This is a genomic window from Rossellomorea aquimaris, from assembly GCF_020172085.1.
In the GTDB taxonomy this organism is placed as follows: domain Bacteria; phylum Bacillota; class Bacilli; order Bacillales; family Bacillaceae_B; genus Rossellomorea; species Rossellomorea aquimaris_E.
In genome coordinates this window covers 145,033-167,588 of sequence record NZ_JAIVAT010000009.1, presented here as the reverse complement: position 1 = coordinate 167,588, position 22,556 = coordinate 145,033, and the positions used below count along the sequence as shown (strand labels likewise).

Annotated in this window: 20 protein-coding genes, 1 other RNA gene and 1 pseudogene; 21 read left to right on the top strand and 1 reads right to left on the bottom strand. The window is 43.7% G+C overall.

The genetic code is table 11. From position 1 onward, the window contains the following. Positions 1–369: 369 nt before the first annotated feature. The 13 genes from rpoN (at position 370) to ssrA (ending at position 14,480) form a co-directional block, all read left to right on the top strand. Positions 370–1,707 (top strand): RNA polymerase factor sigma-54, encoded by a 1,338-nt coding sequence (gene rpoN, locus LCL96_RS20475; RefSeq protein ID WP_224944806.1) that lies wholly within the window; start codon positions 370–372, stop codon positions 1,705–1,707. A gap of 129 nt (positions 1,708–1,836) precedes the next feature. Continuing rightward, on the top strand, positions 1,837–2,082 hold the full coding sequence (locus LCL96_RS20470; RefSeq protein WP_224944805.1) for a glutaredoxin family protein: 246 nt from the start codon (positions 1,837–1,839) through the stop codon (positions 2,080–2,082). Positions 2,083–2,231: 149 nt separating this feature from the next. Next, entirely contained in the window at positions 2,232–3,248 is a 1,017-nt protein-coding gene (locus tag LCL96_RS20465) for a sugar-binding transcriptional regulator (RefSeq protein ID WP_224944804.1), read from the top strand. 55 nt (positions 3,249–3,303) lie between these two features. Next, entirely contained in the window at positions 3,304–4,311 is a 1,008-nt protein-coding gene (gene gap, locus LCL96_RS20460) for a type I glyceraldehyde-3-phosphate dehydrogenase (protein ID WP_044338275.1), read from the top strand. 182 nt (positions 4,312–4,493) lie between these two features. Next, entirely contained in the window at positions 4,494–5,678 is a 1,185-nt protein-coding gene (locus LCL96_RS20455) for a phosphoglycerate kinase (RefSeq protein WP_224944798.1), read from the top strand. 61 nt (positions 5,679–5,739) lie between these two features. Beyond that, positions 5,740–6,504, top strand: a complete 765-nt coding sequence (gene tpiA, locus LCL96_RS20450) for a triose-phosphate isomerase (protein WP_224944796.1) — start codon at positions 5,740–5,742, stop codon at positions 6,502–6,504. After that, entirely contained in the window at positions 6,497–8,032 is a 1,536-nt protein-coding gene (gpmI, locus tag LCL96_RS20445) for a 2,3-bisphosphoglycerate-independent phosphoglycerate mutase (RefSeq protein ID WP_224944794.1), read from the top strand. Before tpiA ends, gpmI begins: the two co-directional genes overlap by 8 nt. A gap of 13 nt (positions 8,033–8,045) precedes the next feature. Next, on the top strand, positions 8,046–9,338 hold the full coding sequence (gene eno, locus LCL96_RS20440) for a phosphopyruvate hydratase (RefSeq protein ID WP_224944792.1): 1,293 nt from the start codon (positions 8,046–8,048) through the stop codon (positions 9,336–9,338). 386 nt (positions 9,339–9,724) lie between these two features. Beyond that, on the top strand, positions 9,725–9,952 hold the full coding sequence (secG, locus tag LCL96_RS20435; protein ID WP_206857361.1) for a preprotein translocase subunit SecG: 228 nt from the start codon (positions 9,725–9,727) through the stop codon (positions 9,950–9,952). 321 nt (positions 9,953–10,273) lie between these two features. Further along, entirely contained in the window at positions 10,274–11,020 is a 747-nt protein-coding gene (locus LCL96_RS20430) for an alpha/beta hydrolase (protein WP_224944791.1), read from the top strand. A 27-nt stretch (positions 11,021–11,047) separates the two neighbouring features. Further along, positions 11,048–13,390 carry a ribonuclease R gene (gene rnr, locus LCL96_RS20425; protein WP_224944789.1) on the top strand — a complete coding sequence of 781 codons (2,343 nt, stop codon included), beginning with the start codon at positions 11,048–11,050 and terminating at the stop codon, positions 13,388–13,390. 121 nt (positions 13,391–13,511) lie between these two features. After that, positions 13,512–13,982 (top strand): SsrA-binding protein SmpB, encoded by a 471-nt coding sequence (gene smpB, locus LCL96_RS20420; protein WP_173107530.1) that lies wholly within the window; start codon positions 13,512–13,514, stop codon positions 13,980–13,982. A 157-nt stretch (positions 13,983–14,139) separates the two neighbouring features. After that, positions 14,140–14,480, top strand: a transfer-messenger RNA (tmRNA) gene (ssrA, locus tag LCL96_RS20415). A gap of 444 nt (positions 14,481–14,924) precedes the next feature. Here ssrA and LCL96_RS20410 read toward each other — a convergent pair. After that, a complete protein-coding gene (locus LCL96_RS20410) occupies positions 14,925–15,332 on the bottom strand; it encodes an LAGLIDADG family homing endonuclease (protein WP_224944787.1) in 408 nt (135 codons plus the stop codon). 151 nt (positions 15,333–15,483) lie between these two features. On the opposite strand from LCL96_RS20410, the gene LCL96_RS20405 reads away from it, so the two are divergent. From LCL96_RS20405 to qoxA, 8 genes and pseudogenes are all read left to right on the top strand, one after another. Next, the gene (locus tag LCL96_RS20405) at positions 15,484–16,665 is read left to right on the top strand and encodes a permease (protein WP_224944785.1); all 1,182 of its coding nucleotides are present in this window, start codon (positions 15,484–15,486) and stop codon (positions 16,663–16,665) included. A 160-nt stretch (positions 16,666–16,825) separates the two neighbouring features. After that, positions 16,826–17,059 (top strand): annotated as a pseudogene (locus LCL96_RS20400) (hypothetical protein). 100 nt (positions 17,060–17,159) lie between these two features. Next, positions 17,160–17,486, top strand: a complete 327-nt coding sequence (locus tag LCL96_RS20395) for a four-helix bundle copper-binding protein (RefSeq protein ID WP_224944784.1) — start codon at positions 17,160–17,162, stop codon at positions 17,484–17,486. A gap of 229 nt (positions 17,487–17,715) precedes the next feature. Next, positions 17,716–18,177 carry a CopY/TcrY family copper transport repressor gene (locus LCL96_RS20390; RefSeq protein WP_224944782.1) on the top strand — a complete coding sequence of 154 codons (462 nt, stop codon included), beginning with the start codon at positions 17,716–17,718 and terminating at the stop codon, positions 18,175–18,177. 22 nt (positions 18,178–18,199) lie between these two features. Continuing rightward, on the top strand, positions 18,200–18,415 hold the full coding sequence (locus tag LCL96_RS20385; protein ID WP_219166046.1) for a heavy-metal-associated domain-containing protein: 216 nt from the start codon (positions 18,200–18,202) through the stop codon (positions 18,413–18,415). Positions 18,416–18,429: 14 nt separating this feature from the next. Continuing rightward, complete coding sequence (locus LCL96_RS20380; RefSeq protein ID WP_224944780.1) at positions 18,430–20,886, top strand: heavy metal translocating P-type ATPase; 2,457 nt, start codon at positions 18,430–18,432, stop codon at positions 20,884–20,886. Positions 20,887–20,914: 28 nt separating this feature from the next. Further along, positions 20,915–21,196 carry a glutaredoxin family protein gene (locus LCL96_RS20375; protein ID WP_224944778.1) on the top strand — a complete coding sequence of 94 codons (282 nt, stop codon included), beginning with the start codon at positions 20,915–20,917 and terminating at the stop codon, positions 21,194–21,196. A gap of 317 nt (positions 21,197–21,513) precedes the next feature. Continuing rightward, positions 21,514–22,551, top strand: a complete 1,038-nt coding sequence (gene qoxA, locus LCL96_RS20370) for a cytochrome aa3 quinol oxidase subunit II (RefSeq protein ID WP_224944776.1) — start codon at positions 21,514–21,516, stop codon at positions 22,549–22,551. Positions 22,552–22,556 lie beyond the last annotated feature (5 nt).

Here is a 22,556-nt window from a genome sequence, read left to right as displayed (position 1 = left end):
CCGAGAAGTTCTCTCTTATAGTGATGTTCAATTGAGGCATCATTCAGGTTTTTTTCATCTATTGAATATATTAAGAGAATGTTGTTGTGATGGATGGAGAACACACACCACTCTAGTTGATTGTAGCGGAAGGTGCTCGACTCCTGCGGGAATAGCGGGACAGGTGAGACCCCACAGGCGCAGCCGAGGAGGCTCACCGCCCGCCCCGCGGAAAGCGAGCACCTGCAGCGGAAATCAACTACCGCTCTCTCCATGAAAGTTTTTGAGATTAGAATCATATATATTGCACAAACCCACCAACTACCAACGAATTCCCATTAACGAACAACCAATTTTATTGTAGAATAAATAAATGGGAGGTTAGTAATTATGAATTTGAAAGCAGGACTTTTTCAAAATCAACAATTGAAACTTCAAATGACTCAACAGCTTTCTCAAGCCATCACCATCCTCCAATATTCTACGATGGAACTGAATGCTTATTTAGAAGCTAAGCAATTAGAGAATCCTCTTATACAATTAGAGCCACCAAAACAAGACCCCCTCCATCAACGAGAACCTTATACGAATAAACGAAATGCCGGCAGTGAAAATACGGTGGATTGGTATGAATATGTATCTGTACCGAAGAGAACGCTTGCAGATGCGTTATCTGTTCAACTGAATTTGAAATCGCTTACTTCAGTGGATAAAAAGGTAATGGAAGAATTAATATACAGCCTCGATGACAATGGATACTTAAGGATAGAGGAAGAATCCTTCCTAAATAAATATAGTTTGGAAATGGATCAGCTAGAGAGCTATATTAATAGGCTTCAGGAATTAGAACCGGCAGGCATCGGGGCGAGATCCTTGCAGGAGTGCATTTCCCTTCAGCTTAAGAGGGGATTTGATGTTCCTCCTTTGGTTACGATGATTGTAGACAACCATTTTCAAGCTTTTGCCGAAAAGAAGTGGAAGGCGATCGCGAAGATTCTTTCGGTTGAAATGAAGGACCTTCAGCAGGCTGCCGATTTTATCCGTGAGTGCAATCCAAGACCCGGATCGAAATATTCCCAGCAAATCGCCGAGTATATCATTCCCGAGCTGATTGTGAACGTGATTGACGGACATACGGTAGCGGTATCTTTAAATGATGGTACAACCGTCAATGTCACTTATAATGAAGAGTACACAGATTTCCTGAAGCATCATGGGGATAAGGAGGTTCAGTCCTATCTTCAAGAGAAGGAGCAGGACTTCCAGTGGCTGCTACAAAGCCTGCGGCAGCGGAAGCAAACGATCCTGAAAGTGGGGAAGATGCTTGCTGAAAAACAGAAAGCCTTCTTTCTTAAAGGCCCATACGCTATCCAGCCCCTCACGTTGAAGCAGGTGGCAGACGAAATCGATGTTCATGAATCGACCATCAGCCGCGCTGTAAAGGGGAAGTATATGCAAACTCCGTTTGGGATTTTCGAATTGAAGTATTTCTTCACCTCGGCGATTAAATCGGTGAGGCTTGAAGATTCAGAAGCGGCTTCTGCCACTACGGTGAAAAATGAACTTCAAAAGCTGATTGACGATGAAGATAAGAAAAAACCGTTATCGGATCAGAAAATAGTCAATCTTCTTATGGATAAAGGGTACGATGTTTCAAGAAGGACGATTGCGAAATACCGGGATCAATTAGGGATCACTTCTTCAACGATGAGGAAGAGGTATGAATAGATGATGGGAATGGTGGATTGTACCAGGTACAAGATGCAGGTTTTGTACCTGGTACAATCAAACTTTCATGTAGCAGGTACAATTACAGACGGACCACCAAACCAAGACTAAACAAAGCGAGGCAGCAAAATGAAACAAGTCATTTTCTACACACGTGCACAATGCGGACTTTGTGAAGATGCAAAAATTACCTTAAAGCTTCTCAAGGATGAGCTGGCATTTGAAATCATAGAAATGGACATCGAGGAAAGCGATGATCTGACAGAGCGTTTCGGACTGATGATCCCGGTTGTGGAAATGGACGGGGAAATCCTTCAGTATGGGCAGATTGATTATTTTACGCTTAGCAAGCGTTTACATGAAAAAACCCGATAGTTTCTAGTTGAATTACAATTCATACCCTGATAAAATAAGTCTTGAAAGCAGGGATGAATTTTTTTTGGAGGTAGTGGGACACAATATGTCTATGTGGGACTTTTATAGTCCAACTCACTCGGATACTCCATTTGAAGGGGCTTTTAACTATGGAAACATTAATTGACATACAAAAGCGATTATTACCTGACCTGCTTGAAGTTATGCAAAAAAGGCATCACATTCTTCGTTCCATCCGGTTCATGCAGCCTGTCGGACGCAGAAGTCTTGCCCAGAATATGGGCCTGACCGAACGTGTACTGAGAAGCGAAGTGGAGTTCCTGAACAATCAAGATCTCATTGATATCAAAACCTCTGGCATGATCATGACGGAGGAAGGGATTCAGCTTTTAGAAAACCTTGAAAGCATGATGAGAGAGATTTCAGGAATCAACGTTATGGAACAGGAATTAGAATCGTTACTTAATCTTCATGAAATTGTAATCGTTCCGGGGAATAGTGATGAGTCACCTTGGGTAAAAGAAGAATTAGGGCGTGCAACAGCTTCTAGTATGAAACGCCGACTTAAGGGAAATACTATCATCGCTGTGACTGGAGGTTCGACGATGGCAGCCGTAGCAGAACGGCTACCCGATTTCTCTGATGATACCTTGTTTGTTCCTGCTCGAGGTGGAATCGGGGAAGATGTCAAGAACCAGGCCAACACCATTTGTGCCAAGATGGCAGAGCATACGGGAACACGTCATCGTGTTTTATATGTGCCTGATCAGGTTAGTAAAGAAGTATACAAATCCTTCTTGAAAGAACCGATGATCAAAGAAGTCCTGAACCTGATCAAATCGGCTAACATGGTTCTCCATGGAATTGGGGATGCTATCACAATGGCTGAAAGACGAAAGACCACGGAAGAAGATTTCGAGAGAATCACCGAGGGTCATGCCGTCGGTGAAGCATTTGGTTATTATTTTGACGAAGCGGGAGAAGTGGTACATAAGGTGCCAACGATCGGCCTGCAACTTGAGGATTTAAGTCACATCGAACATGTGATTGCCGTCGCCGGCGGCAGCTCGAAGGCGAAAGCGATTCGGGCGTATATGAAGAGTGCTCCGCATAAAACCGTGCTCATCACGGATGAAGGAGCGGCAAGAGAGCTTTTAAAAGGGTAAGCCCTTTTGAAATATAAAAAAATCATCCTTAACTATCTAAAGGAGGAAATTATTCATGGCAACAAAAATTGGTATTAACGGATTTGGACGTATCGGACGTAATGTATTCCGTGCAGCACTTAAAAATAACGACGTAGAGGTAGTAGCGGTTAATGACTTAACTGATGCAAACATGCTTGCTCACCTTTTACAATATGATACAGTTCACGGAACTCTTCAAGAGAAAGTAACTGTTGACGGTGACTACCTTGTAGTTGGCGGCAAGAAAGTAAAAGTATTGGCTGAGCGCGATCCAGCTCAACTTGGTTGGGGAGATCTTGGTGTAGATATCGTTGTTGAATCTACTGGACGTTTCACAAAGCGTGCTGACGCTGCGAAACACATCGAAGCTGGTGCGAAGAAAGTAATCATCTCTGCTCCTGCATCTGATGAAGACATCACAGTGGTTATGGGTGTTAACGAAGATAAATACGACGCGGCTAGCCACGACGTTATCTCTAACGCATCTTGTACGACAAACTGCTTAGCGCCTTTCGCGAAAGTTCTTAACGATAAGTTCGGAATCAAGCGTGGAATGATGACAACGATCCACTCTTACACAAACGACCAACAAATCTTAGACTTACCACATAAAGATTACCGTCGTGCACGTGCAGCTGCTGAGAACATGATTCCAACAACTACAGGTGCTGCGAAAGCTGTATCTCTTGTTCTTCCTGAGCTTAAAGGGAAACTGAACGGTGGAGCGGTTCGTGTTCCAACTCCAAACGTTTCTCTAGTAGACTTAGTTGCTGAACTTGATAAGAACGTAACAGCTGAAGATGTGAATGCGGCTCTTAAAGAAGCTGCTGAAGGCGATCTTAAAGGAATCCTTGCTTACAGCGAAGAGCCTTTAGTATCAACTGACTACAACGGTAGCCCGGCTTCTTCTACAATCGATGCACTTTCTACAATGGTTCTAGAAGACAACATGGTGAAAGTAATCTCTTGGTACGATAACGAGAGCGGATACTCTAACCGTGTAGTAGACCTAGCTGGTTATATCGCTTCTAAAGGACTTTAATCGATAAAGTTTTGTAAATTGACATCATTAGCATGGTGATTGATGGATAAATTTTGTCCCACCATCTATAATGAAGATGTGATGAAGGGGAGCGGGGAAGATTCCCCTCTCCCCTTTCTTATTGTTGTTTCTATTTTTTTGAAAAAAAGAGTAGAAATTGAAATTCAAAGGAGGCCTTTACGATGAACAAAAAGTCGATCAAAGATGTCGATGTAAGAGGGAAGCGCGTATTTTGCCGTGTAGACTTTAACGTACCGATGTCTGAAGGCAAGATTACAGACGAAACCCGTATTCAAGCTGCTCTTCCTACTATTAAGTATTTAGTGGATGGCGGAGCGAAGGTCATTCTCGCTAGTCACTTAGGCCGTCCTAAAGGTGAAGTGGTGGAAGAACTGCGTTTAACACCAGTTGCTGAAAGACTTTCTGAACTTCTTGGTAAAAATGTAGCCAAAGCAGATGAAGCGTATGGTGAAGCTGTTCAATCGAAGATCAGTGACATGTCTGAAGGGGATGTCCTTGTACTGGAAAACGTACGATTCTACCCTGGAGAAACCAAAAATGATCCTGAACTTGCGAAAGAATTTGCAGCGCTTGCAGACCTTTATGTGAATGATGCATTCGGTGCGGCTCACCGTGCACATGCTTCTACCGAAGGAGTTGCCAAGCACCTTCCAGCTGTAGCCGGCCTTCTGATGGAAAAGGAGCTTGATGTATTAGGAAAAGCCCTTTCAAACCCAGAACGCCCATTCACAGCCATCGTTGGTGGAGCCAAGGTAAAAGACAAAATCGGTGTCATTGACAACCTATTGGATAAAGTGGACAACCTGATCATAGGTGGAGGACTTGCTTACACGTTCGTGAAAGCCCAAGGCCATGAAGTTGGGAAATCCCTTCTTGAAGAAGACAAAATTGATTTAGCTAAGCAATTCATGAAAAAAGCGGAAAACAAAGGCGTTAAATTCCTTATGCCTGTTGATGTAGTCGTTGCTGATGACTTCTCAAATGATGCAAATACCAAGGAAGTGGACATCGATTCGATTCCTTCTGATTGGGAAGCACTTGATATCGGACCGAAGACGAGAGCTCTATTCCAAGATACGATCAAAAGCTCTAAGCTTGTGATTTGGAACGGACCGATGGGTGTATTCGAATTAGAAACATTTGCAAACGGAACGAAAGCCGTAGCGGAGGCGTTAGCCGATGCAACAGATACATATTCTGTTATCGGTGGCGGAGACTCTGCAGCAGCCGTTGAAAAATTTGGCTATGCTGATAAGATGAGTCATATTTCTACAGGTGGTGGAGCATCACTCGAGTTCATGGAAGGAAAAGAACTTCCGGGAGTCGTAGCTCTTAACGATAAGTAATCGCTTCTCAAAGACCAACATTTTTGCTGAAACGATATGAAAACCAGAAAGGATGAGTACAATGCGTAAACCGATTATTGCAGGTAACTGGAAAATGAACAAAACGCTTGGAGAAGCTAAATCCTTTACTGAAGAAGTAAAAGGACTAGTGCCGGATCAAGAAGTCGTTGATTCTGTCATTTGTTCACCAGCCCTATTCTTAGAAAGCCTAGTGAACTTAACAAAGGATTCAAAAGTGGCTGTTGGTGCTCAAAACATGCACTTTGAAGAGAACGGAGCATTCACAGGAGAAGTGAGTCCTGTAGCCCTTTCTGACCTAGGCGTTCAATATGTCATCCTTGGACATTCAGAGCGTCGTGAAATGTTCAATGAAACAGACGAGTCAGTGAACAAGAAGACTCTTGCTGCTTTCAAACACGGATTAACACCGATCGTATGTGTAGGTGAGACATTAGAGCAACGCGAAAACAACGAAACAAAAGATCTTGTTGGAAACCAAGTGAAACAAGCACTTGCAGGTCTTTCTGAAGATCAAGTGAAACAAACGGTCGTTGCTTATGAGCCAATCTGGGCAATCGGAACAGGAAAATCTTCTACAGCGGAAGATGCGAACGAAGTATGTGCCCACATCCGCCAGGTGGTTGCAGGAGAATTTTCTCAATCTGCGGCAGATGCCGTGCGCATCCAATACGGCGGCAGTGTGAAGCCTGCTAACATCAAAGAATACATGGCTCAATCAGATATCGATGGTGCCCTTGTAGGTGGAGCAAGCCTTGAACCACAAAACTTCCTTCAATTGTTAGAAGGTGCAAGTAACAATGAGTAAGTCACCAGTAGCGTTAATCATCCTAGATGGTTTTGCTTGCCGTAATACGAAAGAAGGGAATGCTGTTGCCCAAGCGAACAAACCGAACTTTGATCGCCTGTGGAACCAGTACCCTCACAATCAACTGACAGCAAGTGGCGAAGCGGTAGGTCTCCCTGAAGGTCAAATGGGGAATTCTGAAGTAGGTCACTTGAATATCGGTGCAGGACGTATCGTGTACCAAAGCTTAACACGCGTGAACCTGGCGATCCGTGAAGGGGAATTCGAACAGAATACCACATTCCTTGATGCGATCAATCATGCGAAGGAAAAAGGTACGAATCTTCATATCTTCGGACTGCTTTCGGATGGCGGAGTGCACAGCCATATCGAGCATCTTTATGCCCTTCTTGGTTTAGCGGCCAAGGAAGGAATGAAAGATGTCTATGTCCATGCCTTCCTTGACGGTCGAGACGTCGGCCCTCAAACGGCGAAAAAGTACATTGAAGACGCAGAAGCGAAAATGAAAGAAATCGGCGTGGGTCAATTTGCGACGATTTCAGGTCGTTACTATTCGATGGACCGCGATAAGCGTTGGGAACGGGTTGAGAAATCCTACCGTGCCATGGTATATGGTGAAGGCCCAAGCTATCAGGATCCAATCGAATTGGTGAACGATTCGTATGAAAATGGAATCTACGACGAATTCGTCATTCCATCTGTTATTACAAAAGAAAATGGAGAGCCGGTTGCGACGATCAAAGATGAAGATGCCGTCATCTTCTACAATTTCCGTCCGGATCGTGCCATTCAGATTTCCAATACATTTGCCAATGCAGATTTCCGTTCGTTCGATCGCGGGGAAAAGTTCCCTAAAGATCTTCACTTTGTGTGCCTGACACGATTCAGTGAAACGGTTGATGGTTTTGTAGCATTCAAACCGACAAACCTTGATAACACGCTTGGTGAAGTCCTTTCACAAAACGGATTAAAGCAATTGCGTATCGCTGAAACAGAGAAATACCCTCATGTCACGTTCTTTATGAGCGGTGGGCGTGAAGCGGAATTCCCGGGCGAAAAGCGGATTCTGATCGATTCCCCTAAAGTGGCAACGTATGACTTGAAGCCTGAAATGAGTGCTTACGAAGTGACGGATGCCTTACTTGAAGAGATTCGTGAAGACCGTCAGGATGCCATCATCCTGAACTTTGCCAACCCGGATATGGTTGGTCACTCAGGTATGCTTGAGCCGACGATTAAAGCAATCGAAACGGTGGATGAGTGTCTTGGAAAGATCATCGACCTTATCACGGAAAAAGGCGGAACCGCCATCATCACGGCAGACCACGGGAATGCCGATGAAGTGATCACGGAAGAAGGCGAACCAATGACGGCCCACACGACGAACCCAGTCCCTGTCATCGTGACAAAAGAAGGCGTGGAGCTTCGTGACGGTGGGATTCTTGGAGACCTTGCCCCGACCATGTTAGACCTATTAAATGTGAAACAACCAGACGAAATGACTGGAACATCATTAATTAAAAAATAAGGAGAGATTCTAAATGCCAATCATTACAGACGTATACGCACGCGAAGTATTAGACTCACGCGGTAACCCAACAATTGAAGTAGAAGTTTACACACAATCAGGTGCTTTCGGACGCGCGCTTGTTCCATCAGGAGCATCAACTGGTGAGTACGAAGCAGTTGAACTTCGTGACGGTGACAAAGGCCGCTACCTTGGTAAAGGGGTAGAAAAAGCAGTTGATAACGTAAACAACGAAATCGCTGAAGAAATCATCGGATACGACGTAACGGAACAAGTTGCGATCGACCAAGCGATGATCGCACTTGACGGTACAGAAAACAAAGGTAAATTAGGTGCCAACGCAATCCTTGGTGTATCCATGGCTGTTGCACGTGCAGCTGCTGACTTCTTCGGAGTGGAATTATACCAATACCTTGGCGGATTCAACGCGAAGCAGCTTCCAGTTCCAATGATGAACATCGTAAACGGTGGAGAGCACGCTGATAACAACGTAGACATCCAAGAATTCATGGTAATGCCTGTAGGAGCTCCTACTTTCAAAGAAGGTCTTCGCATGGGTGCTGAAATCTTCCACAGCCTGAAATCAGTTCTTAAATCTAAAGGCTACAACACGGCAGTAGGTGACGAAGGTGGATTCGCTCCAAACCTTAAGTCTAACGAAGAAGCACTATCAACAATCATCGAAGCTATCGAAAAAGCCGGTTACAAACCAGGTGAAGAAGTTCTTCTTGCAATGGACGTAGCAGCTTCTGAAATCTACAACAAAGAAGACGGTAAATACCATCTTTCTGGTGAAGGCGTGGTTCGTACGTCAGCTGAAATGGTTGATTGGTACGAAGAAATGTGCAACAAATACCCAATCATCTCGATCGAAGATGGTCTTGACGAAAACGACTGGGATGGTTTCAAACTTCTAACTGAGCGCATCGGTAACAAAGTTCAATTAGTAGGGGATGACTTATTCGTTACAAACACGACTAAGCTTTCTCAAGGAATCGAACAAGGTATCGGTAACTCAATCCTAATCAAAGTGAACCAAATCGGTACACTGACTGAAACATTCGACGCGATCGAAATGGCGAAACGCGCTGGTTACACAGCGGTTATCTCTCACCGTTCTGGTGAAACAGAAGACAGCACAATCGCTGACATCGCTGTAGCAACAAACGCTGGTCAAATCAAAACAGGTGCTCCATCTCGTACAGACCGCGTTGCTAAATACAACCAACTTCTTCGTATCGAAGATCAATTGGCTCACACAGCTCAATATCTTGGAGCGAAAACATTCTATAACGTTAATCGCTAATAGTGGTTGAGGAGAGGCGGCCCCGTCTTTGGACGGGGCTGTTTTTTTGGTTTGTGGAGTATTTAGGAGGGGAATGTGATCGATGTCCAGCCGTTTGGTGTTGATTTGGGGGCTTTTGGAGGGTGTCACCTTCCGGTTTTGGTGCAATCCGTCCGTTTTCGAGGAGAATCCAGCGGGTTTAGGAGAAGATAGAGCCAATCCAGCGTGCAATCCGGCCGAAATCTCCAGAAATCCAGCCGGTTAACATTTAATCCCAGCACCAAACACCGATAACCGACAACCCAAACCCAACTCTTTCCACAATTCAAACAATATTGTCTTGTCCCCTACATCTTTCCTATGGTAAACTAAAAGTAATGTTATGTTCGTATCAGGAGGTGGGACTCATGCACACTTTTTTAGTCACTTTACTTATTATCGTATCAATTGCACTTATTGCTCTTGTATTACTTCAGTCAGGTAAAAGTGCTGGACTTTCAGGGGCCATCTCTGGTGGTGCAGAACAACTTTTCGGAAAACAAAAAGCACGTGGTATTGACTTAGTACTTCACAGAATTACGATCGTACTATCGGTACTATTCTTCGTACTAACCATTGCTATCGTAGCTATCTAATACGGACTAAAAACCTGATCATTAAGGTCAGGTTTTTTTATTTAAACAGACAGATTTTCAAGCGAAATATTGGATTGTCCGAACAATGTTTGTTAAAAATAGAGAAGAAGAGTGGATTAAACGATCGTTTAACTTAACGAAGCCTGTAATAACAAGCTTTCGCTCTGACTAATCAAACGTTTGTTTAACAAAAATCCACAGAAAATCAACGTACATACTAAAATCGTTTAAACAACTGTTTAATAGAATGAAGCCTGTTATATCAAGGTTTTTTCCCCTTAATCAAACGTTTGTTTAAAATGAGATAAAGGAGTCATAAAGATGAAAACTGTATTACCAAAACCGTTTACATTCGAAGCTGGTCCGAGAGCTGTATTACTGCTTCACGGATTCACAGGGAATTCAGCTGATGTCCGGATGCTAGGACGCTACTTAGAGAAGAAGGGCTATTCGTCCCACGCTCCTCACTATAAAGGACACGGTGTTCCTCCGGAAGAATTAGTTCATACAGGCCCCGAAGATTGGTGGAAGGATGTCATGGACGGCTATGAGCATTTAAAGAGCAAAGGATACGAAGAGATAGCGGTTGCCGGCCTATCGCTCGGAGGGGTATTTTCTCTGAAATTAGGTTACACTGTACCTGTAAAGGGTATTGTCCCTATGTGTGCGCCAATGTATATAAAAAGTGAAGAAGTCATGTATCAGGGGGTAGTCGATTACGCCCGGGAATTTAAAAAGTTTGAAGGAAAACCGGAAGAACAAATTGAAAAAGAAATAGAAGAGTTCAAGCAAACGCCGATGAATACATTGAAGGCCCTGCAGGACTTGATTGCAGATGTGCGTGAAAACGTCGATATGATCTATTCGCCGACGTTTGTGGTACAGGCAAGGCATGACCATATGATCAATACGGATTCTGCGAATATCATCTATGATAACGTGGAGTCGGATGAGAAAGAAATCAAGTGGTATGAAGAGTCCGGTCATGTCATTACATTAGATAAAGAAAAAGAACAGCTTCATGAAGACGTCTATCATTTCCTAGAGAAATTAGACTGGACGGTTTGATGAATTCGATGATCAGGAGGGATTGTCATGGACGAAAACATTAAAGAGCATGTGGATAGGCTCCTTTCCTATATGAAGGAAGAAGCTTACAAACCATTGACGGTACAGGAGCTTGAAGAAGCATTCGGAATTGAAGGGTCCACGAACTTCAAGGACTTTGTCAAAGCTCTTGTCGTAATGGAAGAGAAAGGGCTTGTCGTACGTACAAGAAGCAACCGCTACGGTCTGCCTGAAAAAATGAATCTGGTAAGAGGGAAAATATCCGCTCATGCAAAAGGGTTTGCGTTTGTGATACCGGAAGAATCCGGAATGGACGATATCTTCATCCCTCCTAACGAAACGAATAACGCCATGCATGGTGATATTGTACTGGTTAGGGTTTCAACGTCATCTTCAGGTTCTAGAAGAGAAGGTACCGTCGTTCGAATCGTTGAACGCGGTGTCGACCAAATAGTTGGAACGTTTACGGAAAGTAAGCATTTCGGGTTCGTTATTCCCGATGATAAGAAGTTTGCCAGTGATATCTTTATTCCGAAATCTGCTCAAATGGGAGCAACCGAAGGACATAAGGTTGTCGTGAAATTGACTTCCTATCCTGAAGGCAGAAAGAGTGCCGAGGGAGAAGTGGTTGAAATCCTCGGTCATAAAAATGATCCAGGAGTCGATATCCTTTCCATTATCCATAAACATGGAATTGATGTTGAATTCCCAGAAGAGGTCATGGACCAGGCGAATAAAGTGCCAAGTGAAATCGATGAATCCGAAATCCCGAACCGAAGAGACCTTCGTGATCAGACGATCGTCACAATCGATGGGGCAGACGCCAAGGATCTCGATGACGCCGTAACGGTAACGAAGCTGGACAACGGGAACTACAAGCTCGGAGTACATATTGCAGACGTCACATACTATGTGAAAGAAAGTTCCCCCATCGATCAGGAAGCCTTTGATAGAGGAACGTCCGTCTATCTTGTAGACCGGGTCATCCCGATGATTCCTCATAGATTGTCCAACGGGATCTGTTCCCTTAATCCTAAGGTAGATCGTTTAACGTTATCATGTGATATGGAGATTTCTCCTGAAGGCGATGTCGTGAAACACGAAATTTTCCAAAGTGTCATTAAGACAACAGAACGGATGACATATTCGGATGTAAATAAGATTCTTGTTGATCAAGATGAAGAGCTTCGCAAGAAATATGAGCCACTGGTTCCTATGTTCGAGGAGATGGAAGACCTGGCGCAGGTGCTTCGCACGAAACGGATGAAGCGAGGAGCCATTGACTTCGATTTCAAAGAAGCAAAAGTCCTTGTGAATGAAGAAGGGGAACCGACGGATGTCGTCCTTCGTGAGCGCTCTGTTGCAGAGAAGTTGATTGAAGAATTCATGCTGGTAGCAAATGAAACGGTGGCCGAGCATTTCCATTGGATGGACGTCCCGTTCATTTATCGAATCCACGAAGATCCAAAAGAAGATAAGTTGCAGCGCTTTTTCGAGTTCATCACCAATTTCGGCTTGATCGTGAAAGGGACGGCCAACAGCATCCATCCTCGTGCCCTTCAGGAAATTGTAGAGGACGTACAGGGAGAGCCGGAAGAGATGGTCGTTTCGACGATGATGCTTCGTTCCATGCAGCAGGCGAAATATGATCCTGAAAGCCTGGGTCACTTTGGACTGGCGACAGAGTTCTATACGCACTTTACGTCACCGATCCGTCGTTATCCTGACTTGATCGTTCACCGATTGATCAGAACCTATTTGATTGAAGGAAAACTTGATCAGGCTACCCGCGAAAAATGGGGCGCGCAAATGGGCCATATCGCTGAGCATACATCAAGCCGCGAGCGACGAGCAGTGGATGCCGAGCGTGAAACCGATGAGCTGAAGAAAGCAGAGTATATGGAAGACAAGGTAGGAGAGGAATACGACGGAATCATCAGTTCCGTGACGAATTTCGGCTTGTTCGTCGAATTGCCGAACACCATTGAAGGTCTTGTCCATGTGAGCTATATGACAGATGACTACTACCGGTTTGATGAGCGTCACCTCGCCATGATTGGTGAAAGGACTGCGAATGTATTCCGTATCGGAGACGAAATTACCGTCCGTGTCGTGAGCGTCAATAAAGATGAGCGCGCCATCGACTTTGAAATCGTCGGCATGAAAGGCAAGCGCAAGGAGCGCGATGGCAGTGTCCGCACGTTCTCGTCGGATAAAGGGAAATCAAGCCGTGGGAAATCCGATCGTTCGTCATCCCGTAAAAAGGACGGGGAATGGTCAACACGTCCACCTAAAAACAATAAAAAGAAAAAGACAAATAAGAAGCACTTTGAAAATGCACCAAGAAGCAAACGAAAAAAGAAGAAATAACAGGATCAGGAGCAATGGGACGCCCTTTGCTCCTTTTCTTTTCCAAGTGTATCGATACAATTTTTCTCGAAAATATGAGATAATAATGAGTAAACTATCGGAAATGACTAGGGGGATTCCAATGCCAAAGGGAGAAGGCAAGCTTATTGCCCAAAATAAAAAAGCACGCCATGACTATGCCGTAGAAGAAACATATGAGGCGGGTCTAGTACTCCAGGGAACAGAGATCAAATCGATTCGTGGCGGCCGAGTGAATCTAAAGGATTCGTTTGCCCGTGTTCAAAACGGTGAAATTTTCATACACAATATGCATATCAGCCCTTATGAGCAGGGAAATCGATTTAATCACGAACCTCTCAGAACGCGTAAATTACTTCTTCATCGTAAGCAAATCAATAAACTGATCGGAGATTCCAAAGAAGCAGGTTATTCCATCGTTCCATTGAAGCTTTACATCAAAAACGGTGTGGCAAAGCTTCTGATCGGACTTGCCCGTGGTAAGAAGAAATATGATAAGCGTGAAGATCTGAAACGGAAAGAAGCAAACCGTTCCATCCAGCGTGAGCTTGCTCAGCGCCAAAAAGGGATGTAACGCTACAGTTTTCCGGAATATGCCATTTGCAATTATTTCAGGATTTGTTATACTAATAGATGTCGCGAGGTAATCAAGCGGCAGTAAGAACAATTGAATAAGTGACTTACACGCTGAACTTATTCTTTCCCGTTCTTCCCTTTTATCATGGGGACGTTACGGATTCGACAGGGATAGTTCGAGCTTGGGTTGCGAGCCGTAGGGGTCGTCTACGTTAAAACGCCAAAGCCAATAATAACTGGCAAAACTAACAATAACCTAGCTTTAGCTGCGTAATAGCACTTTAGCTGTTCCTCCCTCCATCGCCTATGTGGTAGGGTAAGGGACTCACTCTTAGTAGGCTACGCCGGAGTCCACCGTCTGAGGACAAAGGAAGAGACTAATCAGACTAGCTGCACGGACGCCCGTCGATAGGCAGAAGCTGTAGCGAACTTGCGAATATATCGACTACGCTCGTAGACGCTTAAGTGGCGATGTTTCTGGACGTGGGTTCGATTAGTTTATAGTCGCCTTATGTGGTAACACATAAGTGAAAATTTGGCTTTATCGGTGAAACCTAAGTCACATTCGTGTGATAAGGCAATGCCGAGCGGTATGTGGAGCAATCCAACAGCCGTGTATCGACTTATAGGCTGCCGAAGTTCGGTAGTACTAGGATGCGGAATTCTATCTGGCAACAGATAAATTTATATTTCGCATAATACGCCAAAGGACCTGAAACGACAAGGTTCAAGATATAGTCAGTGCCATGTCGAAAGCATGGAAGTGCACGTCCCACCGTCTCCACCAAATACATATTTGGTGGTTTTTATTTTATACAATCATATGAGGACAATTGAATGTTATCCTCTTAGTAATACAAATGAAACCATGTTTATGCTACTTAGTATAAACATGGTTTTTTTAGTTCAACAATAGTGGGAAAGGAATTCTTTATGAAAATTATAATTTGAAAAATTCCTCTTCAAAAGTTACCTTTTGTTTTAAATTACCCGGAGTGTACTTTCCGTTTCTAACTGTTACTCGATCATAATGATCAAGAATCCAAGAGGCTCGTTTCTTCTTTTTTTGAACCCTTAGGAAAGGAAATACTAATTTTAATATATATAGAACTTGATTTTTTGCCTTAACAGAAAGTGTGTATGAATCAAGGTGACGATCGGGATGATAATTTTTCTTTTTAGTGATTTGCCCGCTTGTTAGTATTTGAAGATACTCTAAAAGTTCATAATCAGTAGAAGCGACCGTAATGCAGGGTCGTCTATGTTCTTTGTCATGCATGCGTGTTAGTGTAATAGAACCCTCTCCGTCAATAATCCCAGCTAAATAAGCTGCTTCCCAATCCTCCATAATAAACAACTCCTATATGATAATTTATATACCATTTGTACTATTCCTCTTTTTAATTTATTTCTAACCCTCTTAAATTTCCTTTTTGCATCATATTTGCACATATAACGGGTAATGTATTTACACATACATAATTGAAGGAGATGATTCTTTGTTAGATCTAATCGGCGAATCAGCCAAGACCTCCCTGGGGTACTTTTGGAAATCAGGATGGGCCTTTGTACTGGGGTACTTGATCAGCTCCATGATCCAGGCATTTGTCCAAAAGGATAAGATGGTGAAGCATATGGGGAATGCCAGCTTGAAATCCGTTGGTTTATCCTCGCTGTTTGGGGCGATTAGTTCATCCTGTTCGTTTGCGGCACTTGCGGCAGGGAGAAATTTATTTAAGAAGGGCGCTCATTTTATTCCGACCCTTGCCTTTTTGTTTGCTTCTACCAACCTGGTGATTGAATTGGGTATCCTTATTTACATCTTCCTTGGTTGGCAGTTCGTTGTGGCCGAGATGGTCGGAGGTATTGCACTGATTTTGGTTACGTGGGTTTTAGTGAATCTCACTTTCCCGGAAAAATTAGTGGAAGAAGCGAGAGAACGTGTTGAGGATGAAGATGATGAAAATGAGGAGTTCGATTGGAAAGAGAAGATAAGGTCTAAAGAAGGCTGGCTCCAGGTGGGTCATGAATTCGTCATGAACTGGAAGATGGTGTGGAAGGAAATCACGATCGGTTTTACGATTGCCGGGATGATGGCAACCTTTGTATCGGAAGACACGTGGAAAAGCTTCTTTCTGGCAGATCAGCCGGACTCATTCTTAAAGGTGTTGGAGAACGCCATCATAGGGCCGTTGGTAGCGATGTTGACCTTTATCGGATCGATGGGGAATATTCCGATTTCCACGATACTTGCTTCCAGTGGGGTAGCTTTCGCAGGAATCATGGCATTTATTTATTCAGATCTAGTCGTCCCACCCATTATTGCGGTTCATAAAAAATATTACGGATTAAAAACGGCCCTATATATTGCGGGAGTTTTTTACGTATCCATTATTTTAACAGCGCTTGGCATGCACTACGGCTTTACAGCCATGGGACTTCTTCCTGAAGATGCCAAGCAGGTCATGAACGAAGATCCGTTTAAGATTGATTATACGTTCTGGTTGAATATCGTCTTTGTGGTGGTGGCAGGTGTGTCCATCTACTTAAATAAATTATTCAAAGAATCCGATGCCCACTCACATATGATGATGATGGAGGGAGATTCGAAGTTCAAGACGATTGTGACGTATATATGCATGCTCTATTTACTAGTAGGAACCATCATATTCATTTTTTAATAGGACATTAATCCACAAAAAAGCTGGAACAAAAGTGTTTTAGCCGATGCAAAATCCGAACGATGATTCATAAATTTGTGATGATAAACGAATGCGTTCGGATTTTTTTATTTTTTTTTCAAAAAACACCAAAAGGGTAATTTGCAGGTTCTAGCTGTTTATTGGAGTGCAAGACGAAGACTCCTGCGGGAAAAGCGGAATAGGTGAGACCCCGCAGGAGCGGTAGCGACGAGGAGGCTCGCCTTCCGCCCGAGGAAAGCGAAGTCTTGCACGGAAATCAACAGCGGTGATACAAGGAGTGATTAGTAATGTCACAGCCTCCTCTAGCATTATCTTCACGTTAAATTCTCTATGTATCCCTGTGTTTATGCAGATTCCATGCAAATCAAAATAAACCTGACAAAAAAGAAAAAATAGTAATTTTTCCGTTTAATGCCATTTGAACTGGATATAGTAATGTTGTAGTAACCAACAATTTTAAGGAGGAAGATCATATGTCACATGAAAAGTACCAATCTGCCATCCAAGCACTGCATGAATGTATGGAAGCGTGTAACCACTGTTATGATGCTTGTCTAAAGGAAGAAGACATCAATATGATGAAAGAGTGTATCCGTTTGGACCGCGAATGTGCGGATATATGTGCATACTTAGAACAATCTTTAGTAAGGGGAACACCATTTGCAGCGGAACTCGCCCAAGTGTGTGCGAAGATTTGTGAAACATGTGGGGAAGAATGTAAGAAACATGATCATGATCACTGCCAGAAATGTGCCGATGCTTGCTTCAATTGTGCAGAAGAATGTAAGAAAATCGCCTGAGTGAACGATATTATGTTGAATAAATGAAGAAAGAGATGATCCTGTTTCAAAGGCCATCTCTTTCTTCATTTATTCATTAAAAAGGGAAATAAATTTATACCATATCCTAAGTAGTACAGACTAAAATCATTAAGACATATGTACAAATCAATCAGTTGACCAAAATCGATTACAGTTGTAAACTATAAATATAAATCGATTACATTTGTAAACGGAAGGAGGGATATCATTGCCTGAAGAAGAAAAACCGGAAATCACGGATTCTGAATGGGAAGTCATGAGAGTGGTCTGGACGCTTAAAGAAGTGACCAGTAAGGAGATAAGTTCCGTGCTGCAGGAAAAGCGGGAGTGGAAGCCTGCAACAACCAAAACCTTTATTGGCCGTCTGGTCAAAAAAGGGATGCTGACAACCGAGAAAATCGGCAACCGGTTCATCTACAGGGCAGGAGTCAGTGAGGAGGAAAGCCTAAAAACACTGAAGTCAGGTTTATTCACTCATTTATGCAGCAGGGCAGTCGGAAAGACGATTGCCGATCTGATCGAAGAAGCAACGCTGAGTCATGATGACATTACATTGCTGGAAGCAGCTTTAAAGAAGAAGAAACAGGATGCGGTCGACTACATCGCATGCAATTGCGTACCCGGGCAGTGTACCTGCAAAAAAGATCACGACATGAACTGCCAACATTAAAAAAACCAAGGAGTGTTGAACAATGGAAAAAACATTATTGAACGTATCAGGAATGACATGTGGAAACTGTGTGAAAAAGGTAGAAGGCGTATTGAATGAACTGGACGGTGTGGAAAAAGCGAAAGTGGATTTGGAAAATGGAGCGGCAAAAGTGAAGTATGACGAAACGAAGCAAACACCAGACAGCTTAAGTAAAGCGGTGTCTGATGCGGGGTACGAAACAGAACCAGCGAAATAAAGGTGGTTAGCATAATGACGGAAAAAACAGTAAGTATTGAAGGGATGACTTGTGCGTCATGTTCTCAGGCTGTAGAGAAAGCAACAAAGAAGTTGGATGGAGTGCAGCAGGCAAGCGTAAACCTTGCAACGGAGAAACTGAATATTACCTATGATGAAAATGAACTCTCACTTGAAGAGATCAAGAAAGCCGTGGATGACGCAGGCTATAAAGCAGTCACGGAAATGGAAAAGAAAACATTCAGCGTGACGGGCATGACCTGTGCATCCTGTGTGCAATCGGTGGAAAAGGCAACAAGAAAGCTCGATGGAGTCAAGGAAGCTAGTGTCAATATGGCAACAGAGAAACTGATGATTGAATACGATCCTGCCGTCGTCACCGTGTCCGATATCAAGGGTGCGGTCTCAGATGCCGGGTACGAAGCGCACGAGGACGCTGATGAAGAAGATACAGTGGATGAAGACAGGGATAAGAAAGAGCTGCACATCAAGACGATGTGGAAACGCTTTTGGGTTTCAGCAGTCTTCACAGTGCCCCTGCTGCTGGTTTCCATGGGGCATATGTTCGGGATGCCTCTACCAGAGGCCATCGATCCGATGATTAACCCGTCTGGATTTGCATTACTTCAATTGGTTCTTACGATTCCTGTCATGATGATGGGAAAACCTTTCTTCAGCGTAGGGTTCAAGACACTTGTCAAACGCCACCCCAACATGGATTCACTGGTTGCATTGGGGACCGGGGCGGCCTTTTTTTACAGCTTATTCGCTACCATCATGATCATAGCAGGCAGTGAAGGGTATGCGCAGAACCTCTATTTCGAATCGGCAGCCGTCATCCTCACTCTTATTACCTTGGGGAAATATTTTGAGGCTCTTTCGAAAGGGAAAACGTCTGAAGCCATCAAGAAGCTGATGGGGCTCGCCCCAAAAACAGCGACTGTCGTAAGAGATGGGGAAGAAGTCGAGATTTCAGTCGAAGAAGTGGCAGTCGGAGACATCATCATCGTAAAGCCTGGTGAAAAAATCCCAGTGGACGGTGTGGTGACTGAAGGGAAGACATCTGTCGATGAGGCGATGCTGACAGGGGAAAGTATCCCGGTTGAGAAAACCAGTGGGTCGAACGTAATCGGTGCAAGCATCAATAAAAATGGTACCATCCGATACGAGGCAACCAAAGTTGGGAAGGATACGGCATTATCGCAAATCATCAAGTTGGTGGAAGAGGCTCAAGGCTCAAAAGCCCCGATCGCCAAAATGGCGGATATCATTTCAGGGTATTTTGTTCCTATCGTCATTGTTCTTGCCATTCTATCTGGCGTCGCCTGGTATATTGCAGGGGAGTCAGGGCTCTTTGCCTTTACGATTGCCATTTCGATTCTCGTCATTGCTTGTCCTTGCGCGCTAGGGCTTGCGACGCCTACCGCCATCATGGTCGGTACCGGGAAGGGTGCAGAAAATGGTGTCCTCATAAAAAGTGGTGGCGCCCTTGAAACAACGCATAAAATAGACACCATCGTGTTTGATAAAACAGGCACCATCACAGAAGGAAAGCCTGTGGTGACGGATATCGTAACATCAGAATCCATTTCAGAAGAAGAACTCCTGATACTTGCCGCTTCAGCTGAAAAGGGATCAGAGCATCCCCTTGGAGAAGCGATTGTCAGGGAAGCAGAGGAAAGAGGGCTCACCCTCCGTAAGACGGACTTCTTTGATGCCATTACAGGCCAGGGAATCGAAGTGACGGTCGATGGAGATGATCTTTTACTTGGAAACCGCAAGTTGATGGATGAAAATGACGTCGAAATCGGTGAATTGGCAGAAGTATCGGACCGGTTGGCTGCCGAGGGTAAAACACCGATGTACATCGCCATTGAAGAGAAAATCGCCGGCATCATTGCAGTCGCCGATACGGTGAAAGAAACAAGTTTTCAAGCGATTGAAAAGCTTCACAAAATGGGACTCCAAGTGGCCATGATCACGGGAGATAATAAACGGACGGCAGAAGCCATCGCGAAAAAAGTCGGTATTGACACTGTCCTCAGTGAAGTCCTGCCGGAAGATAAAGCAAATGAAGTCAAGAAGCTTCAAGAAGGCGGCAGGAAAGTGGCGATGGTCGGAGACGGAATCAACGACGCTCCGGCCCTTGCGCAAGCGGATATTGGGATTGCCATCGGTTCCGGCACGGATGTGGCCATGGAGTCGGCGGACATCGTCCTGATGAGAAGTGACCTTATGGACGTACCGACAGCCGTCGAATTAAGCAAAGCAACCATACGGAACATCAAACAGAACCTTTTCTGGGCGTTTGGTTATAACATCCTTGGCATTCCCGTTGCGATGGGAATCTTGCACCTGTTCGGCGGGCCGTTGCTTAACCCGATGATCGCCGGAGCCGCCATGAGCTTCAGTTCCGTATCCGTCCTCTTGAACGCCCTGCGCCTAAAAGGTTTTAAACCTTCTTGGGTGTAGTTCTTTACGAAAGGAGCTGACCGACAAGATGAGTAATGATCTGACATTAGAGCTTTATACCCGGCCCACCTGTTCCGATTGCCAAGCGGCAAAAGAGTATTTAAATGAACAGAAGATCGACTATGTTCATAAGAACGTAGGGGAAGAGGAAGGGTATGAAAGAGAACTCAAAGAGATTTCGGGTTCAAGGATCGTCCCATCCTTTGCCTTTTACGAGAAAGGTCTGTTCGGGAAGAAAAAGCTTGTTAAGAATTTTATCGGATTTGAAAATAATAAAGAGGAAATCAATCAATTATTGAGGTTGAATTAAATTCATATTTTGTTTTTCTGACATAGTTCTATGAAGGTGGAAGCTTTTCGATATCTGTTCACATTTCATGAAAAATGGTTAGTAATATTCTTAATAATCAACCTATAAAACGCTCTCAACGTTATTCTCAGATAACTTTGAGAGTTATTTTTTTGTCCCTTGAGAAATTCTTTCCAACATTGTTACCGTTCTGTGAATAAAATGCGTCGAAATTTCGAAAATCTGTTTAAAAGTACAGTTATTAAGGGTACCTGTTTAGAGAATTTGATAGTATAGGTCTACGAGAGTAAATTCTACATAAAGGAAGGTGATTTCTTTTGTTTAATAAATTTAAACCGTATTTAATTGTTTTAATAAGTCTAATTTCGTTATTTTTCATCATTATATTCAGTACGGATAGCGAATTAATCCTTCTAGATCCTAAAGGACCGGTTGGAGCCGTCCAAAAAGATCTGATTATGTTATCAATATACTATATGATTGCGATTATGGTTGTTGTTCTTGGTTTCTTTACGATCATCTTGTTCAAGTATCGAAGCAGTAAAAAGAATAGTGATTATAAGCCGGATATGCACGGAAGTACATTCCTGGAGATCATTTGGACACTCATTCCCGTCCTGATTGTCATCGCATTATCCATTCCGAATACAAAAGCCCTTTATGAATTAAGAGAGGCACCGAAAGCGACCGCCCATAAGGATCCGATTGTGATTCATGCGACGGCAGTCGATTGGAAATGGATCTTCAGCTACCCTGAAGAAGGAATCGAAACGGTGAACTATGTCAACGTTCCTGAGGATCATCCAATTCTCTTCAAAGTAACAGCAGCAGATTCCATGGCATCATTCTGGGTACCGCAAATAGGCGGACAGATTTATGGAATGCCAGGTATGGTCAATGACTTGTATTTACAGGCTGATGAACCAGGTACGTACGATGGAAGAAACTCAAACTTCACGGGTGAAGGCATGACGCACCAAACGTTTGATTTCGTTGCGTTAAAAGAAGATAAATATGAAGATTGGGTTAAAGATGCTCAATCGAATGAACCGAAATTGACGGAAGAAACGTATGAAAAACTCATGCTTCCTGAAACAGTGGATAAGATGACGTTTTCTTCCACTCACTTGGCATTTGTCGATCATGGGAAGAACTCTGAGTATGCCATGGCCATCCGTCAGAAATTCGGACTTGATACCACAGTTGGTGGAGCGGATAAGGATGCTATGTCTGTTCACGGTAATATGCATATGGACGGTCATGATGATATGGAAGATCACGAAAACATGGATCATGATGATATGAAGAAAAAAGAAGAAGACGACCATGAAGATCATGGCAGTCATGAGCACTAAGAAAG